The following is an 11,831-nucleotide window of genomic DNA, read 5'->3' as shown; positions in this document are numbered from 1 at the left end:
CCCCTCTCGTGCGCCGTGTCAGCCGAAGAACGCCGTGGCCAGCTCGTCGCCCAGCAGCGCCCGGGGCGCGATGCCCGCGGTCCAGCCGCCGTCGACGGCGAGCTCGGCACCGGTGGTGTAGGAGGCGTCGTCGGAGAGCAGGTAGACGATCGCGCCCGCGATCTCGGCGGCGTTGGCGACCCGTCCCATGGGGGCGGGCGGATAGTTGCCCTCTCCCTCGACCAGGCCGGCGCTGACCGCTGTCATGGGCGTGTAAACCATCCCGGGGTGCACGGTGTTGACCCGGATCTTCTTGCCGGCCAGCTCCAGCGCGGCGACCCGGGTCAGCCCGCGCAGACCCCACTTGGCCGCGGCGTAGCTGGAGGTGAGCGGCAGGCCGATCAGGCCGCCGCTGGAGGAGACATTGACGATCGAGCCGCCGCCGTTCTCCTTCATGCCGGGGATGACCGCCTGCATGCCGTGGAACGGGCCGCTGAGGTTGGTGGCCACGATCGTCTCCCAGGACTCGATGCTCTCCTGGTCGACGGGCACCGGCGTGGCCGAGAGGCCGGCGTTGTTGACGAGGCCGTCGATGCGGCCGTGCTCGGCGAGGACCGCCGCGACCAGGGCGTCCCAGCTCTCCCGCGAGGAGGCGTCGTGCTGGTGGTAGCTGGCCCGGTCGGTGCCGAGCTCGGAGAGGGCCTTCTTCCCCTTCTCGGCGTCGCGGCCGGTGATGACCACCGTGCCGCCGTTCCGCAGCACGCGCTCGGCGGCTGCGAGCCCGATGCCGGACGTTCCTCCGGTGATGACGATGACCTTGTTGTCCAGGTTGTTCATGGTGCCTCCAGTCGGGATGGTGGTTCTGACCCCGACTCTGAGGCCCACGTCACACTCCTGACGGGCGCAGTCCCGCTCGACAGGACAGGACTCCGGGACTCAGACGAGAGCGTCGTCGACCGGCAGGCCGAACGCGTGCCGCCCGTAACCGGCGAGCGCGCGCTCGACGTCGTTGGCGACGTGGACGCTTCCGGCGTGGGCGTCGCGCCAGGCCCGTTCGATCGGGTTGCCACGGTGCAGCGAGTTGCCGCCGGCGGTCTTGAACAGCAGGTCGATAGCGCCCAGCGCCCGCTCGGTGCCGAGCACCTGGTCGCGCCGGGTGCGCAGCCGCAGCTCCATCGGGATCTCCTCGCCGCGTACCGCGATGTCATAGAGGGCGCTGATGTTGCGGTCCATCAGCAGGGCAGCCGCCTCGACCTCGGAGGAGGCCCTCGCAACGGCCACCTGGGCGTACGGGTCCTCGGCGAAGCGACCGCCGGCAGGGCTGACCCGGACCCGCTCGCGCATGCTGGAGAGGTACGTCTCGAGGCAGCCGCTCACCGCGCCGACCACGGGGGCGGTGACGGCCGTGGTGAACACCGACGCGAACGGCATCCGGTAGAGCGGTCCAGGGTTGACCTCCTGCCCAGGTCCGCGCAGCTCCTGCTGCTCACGGTGGGCCAGCGTGCGGTGCGCCGGGACGAACGCGCGCTCGACGACCACGTCGTTGCTGCCGGTGCCACGCAGGCCCACGACGTCCCACACGTCGACGACCCGGAAGTCCGCACGCGGGACAAGGGTGGTGACGAACTCCGGGCGGCCGTCGGCGCCGGGCAGCAGCGCACCGAGCAGTACCCACTGGGCGTGGTCGGAGCCGCTGGAGAAGGACCAGCGCCCGGTCAGCTCGTAGCCACCGGGGACCGGTTCGAGGCGGCCGACCGGGGCGTAGGCGGAGCACACGACCGTGTCCGGATCGGCGCCGAAGACATCGTCCTGGGCGGCTTCCGGGAACAGACCGACGTGCCAGGGGTGGACACCGAGGACCGAGGCCACCCAGCCGGTCGACCCACAGGCCCCGGCGAGCGTAAGCACCACCTCGAAGAACTCCAGCGGGTGCGCCTCGCTGCCGCCATAGCGCTTGGGCTGCAGCATCCGCAGCACGCCGGCGGAGACGAGCTCCTCGAGCGTCTCCGCCGGCAGCGCCCGGGCCTCGTCGGCGACACCGGAACGTGCGGCGATCGTCGGCAGCAGCGTTCGGACCGCGTCCAGGATCTCTTGGCTCATACCGCCGATGGTCCACCGCGGGTGTGGTCCCGCGGGGCGCGGATCTCGGCGAGTGGGACCGGTGTCAGGCCCGGGCGGCCGCGCGGCCGGCGCGGCGGCCGAAGAAGGTGCCATCCCCCAGCGAGGTGCCGCTGACGTAGCCCTCGCCGTGGATCCCGGAGGTCACCCGGCCGGCTGCGAACAGGCCTGGGACGGGGCTGCCGGAGTCGTCGAGGACCTCGCCGTCCACGGACGTACGCAGGCCGCCGAGGGTGAACCCGGAGACGCCGGTGCCGGCGCGCGGGCCGCTGCCGTCGGGGTCGAAGCCGCGGCGCGCGTCGACCGCGGCGTACGGGCCCTCGAGGGGGCGCAGCCAGCGCGGGTCCTTGTGGAAGCGGGTGTCTTCGCCCGCAGTGGCGTCGCGGTTGTAACGGGCGACGGTGTCCTCGAGCGAGCCCGGCGGGAGGCCGAGCTCGGTCTCGACCTCGGCCAGGGTCTCGGCGACGACAGCCGGCTGTACGCCCCAGCGCTCGCGCTCGGGGACGTCCTCCCAGCCCTTCTCGTCAACGAGGGTGAACCACGGCCCGGGGCGGTGGAGCACCGCGGCCTGGCTGAAACGGCCCGGGTAGACGTCCTCGTTGACGAAGCGCTGCCCGAGGCCGTCGACGAGCATCCCCCGACAGGCGAGGGCGGGGACGACCGACAGCGCGATCTGGGTCGCCGCCATCCGGCGTACGCTGCCGCCGGCGGCGACGCCGAGACGGATGCCGCTGCCGTCGTCGAGGCCGTCGCTGACCGCCTTGTGCCCGATCAGCGCCGGGGCGTGATCGGCCACCATGGTGTCGTTGTCGGCGAAGCCGCCGGTGGCGAGGACGACGCCACGGCGGGCACGGTAGGTGATGTCCTCGCCGAAACGGCGGGCCCGGACGCCGACGACGCGGCCACCGTCGTCCTGGAGCAGGCCGGTGACCCGGGTGTCGGGGTGGATGTCCACCCCGGCCTCGCGGACCGCGGCGGTCAGCCGGTCCATGAGCACCCAGCCGCCGAACCCGTCGGTGGCGGGCCGGTGGCCGCGCGGGACCGGACGGGCGAGCTCGGTGAACGGCCAGGCGTTCTCACCGAGCCACATCAGACCGTCGGCGGTCGGCGGCAGCCAGGAGACACCGTCGTACAGACTCGGGTTGAAGGTGATTCCGAGCCCGCGGAACCAGTCGAAGTGCTCGACGCTGCCGTCGCAGTAGAGCCGCAACTTCTCCGCGTCCGGGTGCGGCCCGAGCGCCTCGTGGAGGTAGGCGTACATCAGGTCCGGGTCGTCCTCGATGCCGCAGGCCTGCTGCAGCGCCGTGCCGCCGCCGAGGTAGAGCTCGCCGCCGGAGACGGCCGACGAGCCACCGGGGGCTGCCCGGTCGAGGGCGACGACGGATGCACCGGCGCGGGCCGCCTCGAGGGCGGCCGCCGCGCCGGCACAACCGACTCCGACCACCAGGACGTCGGTGTCGGTGACGCTCGCGGTCATCGGGGGACGAACGCGGCCAGCGGCTCGGAGCCGGACCAGTCGTGGCCCCAGTAGCTGTCGGCGGTGATCTCCTCGGCCGTGTAGGAGGTCTCGTCGACGAGCATGCCGTCCCAGCCGTACTCGATGTCCCAGCCGCCCGGTGCCCGGACGTAGAACGAGATCATCTTGTCGTTGGTGTGGCGGCCCAGGGTCGAGGAGATGGAGAACTCCCGCTTGTTGACCTCGTCGAGCGCGCGGCCGACGGCGTCGAGCTCGTCGACCTCGACCATCAGGTGCACCATGCCGGGCGCCTCGTCGTGCGGGGCGGGGCAGATGGCCAGGCTGTGGTGGCGGCGGTTGATGCCGAGGAACTGCACCCGGCGGTCACCGGGGACCCGCATCGAGCCGCGGGTCAGGAAGCCCAGCACGTCGGTGTAGAACGCGGTGGTCTCCGCCGGCGAGGTCGTGGGCAGGACGACGTGGCCCATCCCCTCGGCACCGGTGTGGAACCGCTGCGCCCACTTCGTGACGACCGGGCTGTGGTCGAGGACCGGTCCGCAGAAGACCTCGAGCACGGTCCCGGCCGGGTCCTCGAACGAGATCGCCTGCTCGACGCCACGCTCGGCGCACTCCTCGGTTGTCAGCGTCTTCACGCCGCGGCCGGAGGCCTCGACGTCGGCGGCGACACGGGCCACGTCCGCGGTGTCGCGGACCTCCCAGCCGACCGCCTGGACCCGGTCGGTCTCGCCGGGCAGGACGATGAGCCGGGCCCGGCGCTCGTCCATCCGCAGGTAGAGGCCGTCGGGGTCGGGACCGGTGCCCTCGGCGAAGCCGAGCGCGTCGATGGTCAGCTCGCGCCAGCGGGCCAGGTCGGTGGCCTGGACCCGGAGATAGCCGAGTCCGCGCAGATGGGTCATGGGGTGCTCCTGTTCGGTGGTGGCGTCAGATCATCGAGCGCAGCGGACCGGCCGGCGGCTCGAGGCCGAGGTCGCCGAGACCCGCGGCGTGGAAGGTCGGGCCTGGCACGTGGATCGCGTGGGCCAAGCCGGTGTGCGCGTCGCGCCAGAACCGCTGGATCGGGTTGTCCATCCGCATCGCGTTGCCACCCGAGCGGGCGACGACCTCGTCGAGCGCCCGGACCGCGCGCCAGGCCGCCTGGACCTGCGTACGCCGCCCTGCGGCCCGCTCGGCGAAGGTGGGAACGTGTCCACGGGCCACGGCGTCGTACATGCCGGTGACGTTGTCGAGCAGCGCGGCGCGGGAGGCGGCGATGTCGGCGGCGGCCTCGCTCAGGGCGTACAGGGCGTAGGGGTCGTCCTTGCTCGCGGCGCCGGAGATCGTCGTCCGGGAGGCCTGCCAAGCGGCGTGGTGCGCGAGCGCGCCCTCGCAGATGCCGATGACGGCGGAGGTGATGCCGAGCGGGAAGACGCACGAGAACGGCACGTGGTAGCCGGTCTCGGTCAGGCCGGCACGCTTCGCGGCGGTTCCGTCGGCGACGTCGTTGTAGAGCAGCGTCCGGTACGCCGGGACGTACGCGTCCTCGACGACGATGTCCTTGCTGCCCGTGCCGCGCAGGCCGACGACGTCCCAGGAGTCCGCGACGATGGTGTAGTCGGCACGCGGGAGGATCACGTGCGCCTGGGTCACCGGCTGGGCGGGCTTGCCGTCGGCGTCGCCGACCATCGCCCCGAGGAAGATCCAGTCGCAGTGGTCGGTGCCCGAGGAGAACTGCCACCGCCCCTTCAGGGTGTAGCCACCCTCGACAGGAGTGAGCACGCCCATGGGGGCGTACGGCGAGGCGATCCAGGTGTCCGGGTCGCTCCCCCACACCTCCTCCTGGACCCGCTCGTCGGCCATCGCCATCTCCCAGGGGTGCACGCCGACGATGCCGGCCACCCAGCCGGTCGCGCCGTCGAGCCCGGCGATCCGCATGACGGTCTCGGCGAAGTCGCGCGGGTGGGCCTCGCGGCCGCCGTGCTGCTTCGGCTGCAGGAGCCGCATGACACCTGAGTCGCGCAGCACCTTGGCGGCCTGGTCGTCGAGGCGGCCGAGGTCCTCGTTGGCTCGCCCCAGGGCGGCCAGCTCGTCGGCGTGCTCGTCGATGCGGGCGCGTACCTGTGCGGTGTGGTCGTTGGTGGTCATGCCTTCATATCCTTTCGGGGGTCAGCCTTTCGGGTCAGGAAGGCGAGCACCGCCGCCTCCCAGGCGGCCTGCTGCTCGATCATCGCCCAGTGGCCGCAGCGCGGCAGGACGTGCAGCTCGGCGTTCGGAATGGTGCGCATCGGCACCAGTGCCATGTCGACCGGGCTGACCCGGTCGTCGCGTCCCCAGGTCAGCAGGACGGGTGCGGTGATCTTGTGCAGCATCGCCCAGTACGGCGGCCGGTCGCTCGCGGCGGCCATCGCGGCCCGGGCGGCGTTGGCCTCGCGGCCGTACATCCTCCGTGCCGAGGCGAGGGTCTCGGGCTCGGTGGCGAGGTCCCAGCGCTGCTGGATCAGCTCCTCGGTGACCATCGCCTGGTCGAAGACCATCGACCGCAGCCACTGGATCAGGCCCTCCCGGGTCGGGTTCTCGACGAAGTCGGTCAGCCGGACGATGCCCTCGCCTGGGCCGGCGCCGAAGACGGTGGCGCCGATGCCGCCGACGGTGACGATCTTCGAGAACAGGTCGGCGCGGGCGATCGCGAGCTGGGCCGCGACCACGCCGCCCATCGAGTTGCCGATCACCGGGACCGGGCCGAGGCCCATGCCGTCAAGGAAGCGGACCACCGCGGGACCGGCCGCCGCGAACGGCGACTCGTCGATGTCGTGGCTGACGCCGAAGCCGGGCAGCTCGAGGACCAGGCACCGGAAGTGGGCACCCAGCGCGGGCAGGTTCTGGTGGAAGTTGCGCCAGCCGGTCACGCCGGGCCCGGAGCCGTGCAGCAGCAGGAGCGGCGGGCCCTCGCCGTACTCGTGGTAGACGAGGATGCCGGCGTCGGTCGCGAGCTCGCGCCGGGTCGCGTCGTACGTGCTCATGCCGTGGCCCCCGACGACGCGCGGGTCAGGACATAGCCCTCGAAGCCGTTGTCGCGGGCCTCGTCGCACAGCCGGCGGTAGGTGCCGAAGCCGCCGATGTAGGGCATGAAGGTGCGGGTCTTGCCCTCGATGTTGGCGCCCATGTACCAGGACGCGGCGCGGGTGAAGAGCGTCCCCTCGGCGACCTCGCCGAGGTGCTCGGTCCACTTCTCGGCGGCGTCGCGGCGTGGCTCGGCCTGGTCGATGCCGTTGGCCCGGCAGAACTCGATGAGGTCCATGCCCCAGTCGACCTGCTGCTCGGTGTGCGTCGACATGTTGGCGAGCACCGACGGGCTGCCAGGGCCGTTGAGGGTGATCAGGTTCGGGAAGCCGGCGACGCCGAGCCCGAGGTAGGTCTGTGGGCCGTGCTCCCACTCCTCGGCGAGCACCGCGCCACGGGCACCGCGCACGTCGATCGAGGTGAGCGCGCCGGTGAGCGCGTCGAAACCGGTCGCGAAGACGATCACGTCCAGCTCGTACGAGGCATCGTCGGTCTTGATGCCCCAGGCGGTGACCTGCTCGACCGGGTGCTTGCGCAGGTTGACCAGCTCGACGTCGTCGCGGTTGTACATCTCGTAGTAGCCGGTGTCGGTGACGATCCGCTTGGTGCCGATCGGGTGGTCTCTCGGGATCAGGTCCTCGGCGACCTCGGGGTCCTCGACGATCTCCCGGATCTTCGACTCCGCGAACTCGCGGGCGTAGTCGTTGGCGACGATGTCGCTGCTCTGGTCGGGGAAGGTCTTTGCGAACAGCACCCCGCCCTCCTGCCAGCGCGCCTCGAAGGCGCGCTGCCGCTCCTCGGCGTCGACCTCGGTCGCCTTCTGCGCGTGGGTGGTGCTCAGCGAGCCCGCCGGCGCATAGCGCGAGGCCGCCCGGCGCTCCGGATAGGTCTCCTGGACCTGCCGCCACTCCTCCTCGGTGAGCGGCCGGTTCCGCGCCGGCACCGTGTAGTTGGCGCTGCGCTGGAAGACGATCAGCGACTGGGCCTGCTCGGCGAGAATCGGGGCCACCTGGATGCCGGACGAGCCGGTGCCGATCAGGCCGACCCGCTTGCCGGTCAGGTCGACGGGCTCCTCGGGCCACTGGGCGGTGAACAGCTGAGTGCCGGCGTACTCCTCGACGCCGGGGAGGTCGGGACGGATCGGGACGGAGAGGCAGCCGGTCGCCATCATCACGAAGCGGGTCCGGTGCCGGGTGCCGTCGTCGAGGGTGACCGTCCACAGCGAGGTCCGCTCGTCGAAGTGGGCGGACGTGACGCGGCGGCCGAAGCTGAAGTGGCGGCGCAGGTCGTAGCGGTCGGCGACGTGGTCGAAGTACGAGCGGATCTCCGCCTGGGTCGCGAACCGCTCGGTCCACTTCCAGTCCTTCTCGAGCTCGCGGTCGAAGGAGTAGGAGTAGTCGACGCTCTCGACGTCGCAGCGGGCGCCCGGGTAGCGGTTCCAGTACCAGGTGCCGCCGACGCTCTCGCCGGCCTCGACACCGACGACGTCGAGGCCCTTCTCCAGCGCGCGGTACATCGCGTAGACGCCGGCAAGGCCGGCGCCCACGATGACGAGGTCGCGAGGTGTGTCCGTGGGTGCGTTCATTCGGTCTCTCCTGGGTTCAGGCGCTCAGGCCGCCGTCGACGGTGTGGTCGCCGCCGGTGCAGTAGGCGGCCGCGTCGCTGGCGAGGTAGGTGACGAGGGCGGCGACCTCGCGGGGTTCGGCCGCCCGGGACAGGGGTACGGCCGACCAGTCGACCTGGTCGGCGCGCATCATCGAGGTCACGATCGGGCCCGGGCACACCGCGTTGACCCGGATCCCGCGCTCCCCCAGCTCGAGGGCCGCTGAGCGAGTGACGCCGCGGACGCCGAACTTGGTGGCGGAATAGACGAGGGCGTGGCGGTGGCCGGCGAGCCCGGCGGTCGAGGAGATGTTCACAATCGCGCCGCCGTCGGCCATCGACCGAGCCGCCGCCCGGGTGCCGAGCACGGTGCCACGCAGGTTGACGTCGAGGACCAGGGCGATCTCGTCATCCGCCATCTCCGCGAGCGGGGCCTTGCGATAGACGCCGGCGTTGTTGACGAGTACGTCCCAGTGGCCGTGCTGCTCGAGGAGTCGCGCGGTCGCGCGCTGCCAGGCGTCCGGGTCGCGGACGTCGAGCTCGACCGCTTCGGCGCTGCCGCCGATCTCCTCGGCGGTGCGGGTGGCGCCGGCCAGATCGGTGTCGGCGAGGACGACGTGGGCACCGGCGTCCGCGAACGCTGCCGCGACGGCCGCACCGAGCCCGCCGGCCGCGCCGGTGACCAGCGCGACCTTGCCGGTCAGGTCGATGACGGGGGCGGTCATGCCGGTGCCCCTGCCGTGGACCCGACGGAGAGCAGGCGGCGCAGGTCGGCGTACAGCAGCTCGCGGGCGGACGCCCCGGCGCGCAGCGCGAGGATGGTCAGAAAGCCATGGAACAGGCGCGGGTAGGTCCGGGCGAGGACCGGGACGCCGTCGGCGGCCAGCCGGGCGGCGTACGCCTCGCCCTCGGAGCGCAGCGGGTCGGCACCGGTGACCACGACGACCGCGGGCGGCAGGCCGGTCAGGCTCGCCGCGCGGCTGGGTGCGGCCAGCTCGGGCGGCTCGGGGAGGGTCCGGTCCGCGCCGAGATACTGCTCCCAGTACCAGCGCATCGCCGCCGCGGTGTTGAAGTGGCCCTCCGCGTAGGTCTCGAAGCTCGAGGTGTCGCACGCGGGGTCGATCGCCGGGTAGAGCAGCGCCTGCCCGGCCAGCGCCGGGCCGTTGCGGTCGCGGGCCACCAGCGCGACGACGGCGGCAAGGTTGCCGCCCGCGCTGTCGCCGGCGACCAGGACGCGCGCCGGGTCGGTGCCGAGCTCGTCGTGGCGCTCGCTCGCCCAGACCAGGGCGGCGTACGCGTCCTCGGCGGCGGTCGGCGCCCGGTGCTCGGGGGCGCGCCGGTAGTCGACGGAGACCACGACCGCGTCGACCTCGCGGGAGAGCTGTCGGCAGAAGCCGTCGTGGCTCTCGACGTCGCAGAAGACGAAGCCGCCACCGTGCAGGAAGACGATCAGCGGACGGCGTACGTCCTCGGGTCCATGGGGCCGGTAGACCCGGGCGCCGATCCGGCCGGTCCCGGTGTCGATGCCGACGTCGGTGGCCGAGCGGACGTCGTCGGCGTTCGTGAGCGGCGTACGACGGGCGGCGACCGCCGCGCGGGCGTCGGCTGCGGCCATCGTCTGCACCGGCGGGAAGCCCTCGTTGAGGAGCGCCAGGAAGCGGGCGACCTCGTGGTCGATCACGACGCCGCCGGCCGGGCTGATCGACGGGCTGCTTGCGGGCTGGTTCACCGGTCCTCCTTCCGGGGTGGTGCGGGACCTCGAACGGTGGCGCGTCGGAGCGCATCCCGGGGCGGCGGTCCCATCCAACGGGACCCTCGGGCAGGTTCCCGATGAACGGGACAGGCGAGCCCTGCCTCCTCGACCGCACCTACCGTCGAGGAATGACCGCCTTCGCGCTCCCGACCGCTCCGCAGAGTCCTCCGGCCGAGCCGCTCGACCCGACCCCGGAGGGGATGCGCCGCGCCATGGGCGCCTTCGCGAGCGGGGTCACCGTGGTGACGGCGGTGGCCGACGGGGAGCCGGTCGGCTTCACCTGCCAGTCGTTCGCATCGGTCTCCCTCGAGCCGCCGCTGGTGATGTTCTGCGCCGGGCGGGAGGGGCGCGCCTGGGGCCGGATCCGCTCGGCCGGCACGCTGTGCGTCAACGTGCTGACGGAGGACCAGATCGAGGTCTGCGGTCGCTTCGGCTCGCGCGCCGGAGCACGGTTCGAGGGTCTGGACCACGAGCTGTCCGCCTGGGGAGCCCCTTCGCTCCCCGGCGCACTGCTGCGGGTGCACTGCTCGCTCGAGGACGTACACGTCGCCGGGGACCACGACATCGCGGTGTGCCGGGTGCTCGGTCTGGAGCTGGGCGCGGAGGTACCGCCGCTGGTCTTCCACCGCGGCCGCTTCGGGCTGGGTACGCAGCGGCCGGTCCAGGCCGCAGATCTGTGGGGATGGAACGACCGGTGGGGCTGAGAAGTCCTATCATCGAAACTGTCCGAGGAGGCGACAGACCCGTGGTGACGCAGGCCAAGAAGAACCGCACCGACAGCGAGGGCAAGGACGCCCCGGTCTCGATGGTCGGCCGGATCGCGCTCATCATGAGGGTCTTCGACGAGCCCGGCGCACGGTTCCGCCTCGACGAGATCGCGGTCCGCACCGGCCTGCCGCGCTCCACGGTCCACCGGATCCTCGACCAGCTGCTCGTCACCGGGTGGATCCAGCGGCGCCCCGACGGCTACGCCCTCTCGGCCGGAGCCTCCGCCGCTCGGCACTCGCTGGTCGAGCACCCCGAGCTGCGCGCGGTCGCGGCACCGGTGCTCAACCGGCTGCACCTCGACACCGGGCTCATGGTCCACCTCGGCGTGCTGATCGGTGACGACGTGCTCGTGCTCGACCGCATCTCCGGCCGCGGCCCCACCGGCGTGCCCACCACCGTCGGCAGCAGGGTCCCGGCTCATGCCACCGCGATGGGCAAGGCGATGCTCGCCCGGCTCCCTGCCGAGGAGATGGACGCGCTCTACCCGGCAGGCGTCCCCAAGCGCAGCCCACGCACGATCGGCGACCTCGCCAGCCTGCACCAGGAGCTGGCCCGGGTCCGTACGCACCACGGTCTCGCCTACGAGAACCAGGAGCTCGTCCTAGGGGTCTCGGCGCTGGGAGCCGCGGTACAGGACGAGGGGCTGCTCGGGGCGATCTCGCTGGGCGGCCAGGTCCCGTTGGAGAAGCTGCAGCGGCTCGGTCCCTTGGTCCTGCGCGCGGCTGCGCACATCAGTCAGCGGCTGGCCGGGCGGGACGTGGTGGCTGAGGTTGTTCGGCCTAGCACCGACGGGGTTCTGGGGAGGTTGTTACAGACTTTGCCGGCTGACGGTTGGGTCTAGGCTGTCGCGTTTCTTCGGGGCTGGTCTGGGCCGCCGGCCCGGGTGTGGTCACCACCCGGAGGCTCCTCGGAAGGGTGGATTTTGCGCGGTGAACGAAAATTCGTTCACCGCCAGCACCGCCAGCCGCCAGCACCGCTGGTCGAGCCGCGAGGCCGCCTGCGGCCGAGCGTGTCGAGACCAACACGGCACGATCAAGCGCGAAGGGCACCGTGTTGGTCTCGACACGCCGCCCCCAAGCGGCTCCGGCGGCGCGCCCA

At 72.4% G+C, this 11,831-nt stretch carries 11 protein-coding genes; 2 read left to right on the top strand and 9 right to left on the bottom strand.

The genetic code is table 11. The features are described from left to right. Positions 1 to 18: 18 nt before the first annotated feature. From ACFU7D_RS25145 to ACFU7D_RS25105, 9 genes are all read right to left on the bottom strand, one after another. Positions 19 to 816 (bottom strand): glucose 1-dehydrogenase, encoded by a 798-nt coding sequence (locus ACFU7D_RS25145; protein WP_378872512.1) that lies wholly within the window; start codon positions 814 to 816, stop codon positions 19 to 21. Between the two features lie 99 nt (positions 817 to 915). After that, the gene (hsaA, locus tag ACFU7D_RS25140; protein WP_378872509.1) at positions 916 to 2,079 is read right to left on the bottom strand and encodes a 3-hydroxy-9,10-secoandrosta-1,3,5(10)-triene-9,17-dione monooxygenase oxygenase subunit; all 1,164 of its coding nucleotides are present in this window, start codon (positions 2,077 to 2,079) and stop codon (positions 916 to 918) included. A 64-nt stretch (positions 2,080 to 2,143) separates the two neighbouring features. Continuing rightward, a complete protein-coding gene (locus ACFU7D_RS25135; RefSeq protein WP_378872506.1) occupies positions 2,144 to 3,574 on the bottom strand; it encodes an FAD-dependent oxidoreductase in 1,431 nt (476 codons plus the stop codon). Next, entirely contained in the window at positions 3,571 to 4,470 is a 900-nt protein-coding gene (locus ACFU7D_RS25130; RefSeq protein WP_378872503.1) for a VOC family protein, read from the bottom strand. Before ACFU7D_RS25130 ends, ACFU7D_RS25135 begins: the two co-directional genes overlap by 4 nt. A 25-nt stretch (positions 4,471 to 4,495) precedes the next feature. After that, a complete protein-coding gene (locus ACFU7D_RS25125; RefSeq protein WP_378872500.1) occupies positions 4,496 to 5,695 on the bottom strand; it encodes a hydroxylase in 1,200 nt (399 codons plus the stop codon). Continuing rightward, positions 5,692 to 6,570: an alpha/beta fold hydrolase gene (locus ACFU7D_RS25120; protein WP_378872498.1), complete on the bottom strand. Its 879-nt coding sequence runs from the start codon at positions 6,568 to 6,570 to the stop codon at positions 5,692 to 5,694. The genes ACFU7D_RS25125 and ACFU7D_RS25120 overlap by 4 nt, the downstream gene beginning before the upstream one ends. Then, positions 6,567 to 8,195 carry a flavin-containing monooxygenase gene (locus ACFU7D_RS25115; protein WP_378872495.1) on the bottom strand — a complete coding sequence of 543 codons (1,629 nt, stop codon included), beginning with the start codon at positions 8,193 to 8,195 and terminating at the stop codon, positions 6,567 to 6,569. The genes ACFU7D_RS25120 and ACFU7D_RS25115 overlap by 4 nt, the downstream gene beginning before the upstream one ends. A 16-nt stretch (positions 8,196 to 8,211) precedes the next feature. After that, positions 8,212 to 8,937 carry an SDR family NAD(P)-dependent oxidoreductase gene (locus ACFU7D_RS25110; RefSeq protein ID WP_378872493.1) on the bottom strand — a complete coding sequence of 242 codons (726 nt, stop codon included), beginning with the start codon at positions 8,935 to 8,937 and terminating at the stop codon, positions 8,212 to 8,214. Further along, a complete protein-coding gene (locus ACFU7D_RS25105; protein WP_378872490.1) occupies positions 8,934 to 9,941 on the bottom strand; it encodes an alpha/beta hydrolase in 1,008 nt (335 codons plus the stop codon). Before ACFU7D_RS25105 ends, ACFU7D_RS25110 begins: the two co-directional genes overlap by 4 nt. Before the next feature lie 152 nt (positions 9,942 to 10,093). On the opposite strand from ACFU7D_RS25105, the gene ACFU7D_RS25100 reads away from it, so the two are divergent. Both ACFU7D_RS25100 and ACFU7D_RS25095 read left to right on the top strand, forming a co-directional pair. Beyond that, positions 10,094 to 10,669 carry a flavin reductase family protein gene (locus tag ACFU7D_RS25100; RefSeq protein ID WP_378872488.1) on the top strand — a complete coding sequence of 192 codons (576 nt, stop codon included), beginning with the start codon at positions 10,094 to 10,096 and terminating at the stop codon, positions 10,667 to 10,669. Between the two features lie 41 nt (positions 10,670 to 10,710). Further along, on the top strand, positions 10,711 to 11,574 hold the full coding sequence (locus tag ACFU7D_RS25095; RefSeq protein ID WP_378728944.1) for an IclR family transcriptional regulator: 864 nt from the start codon (positions 10,711 to 10,713) through the stop codon (positions 11,572 to 11,574). Positions 11,575 to 11,831 lie beyond the last annotated feature (257 nt).

This window comes from Nocardioides sp. NPDC057577, assembly GCF_042801335.1.
In the GTDB taxonomy this organism is placed as follows: domain Bacteria; phylum Actinomycetota; class Actinomycetes; order Propionibacteriales; family Nocardioidaceae; genus Nocardioides.
Note: the sequence above shows the minus strand (reverse complement) of the source record. Positions and strands in the feature narration are given on the sequence as shown.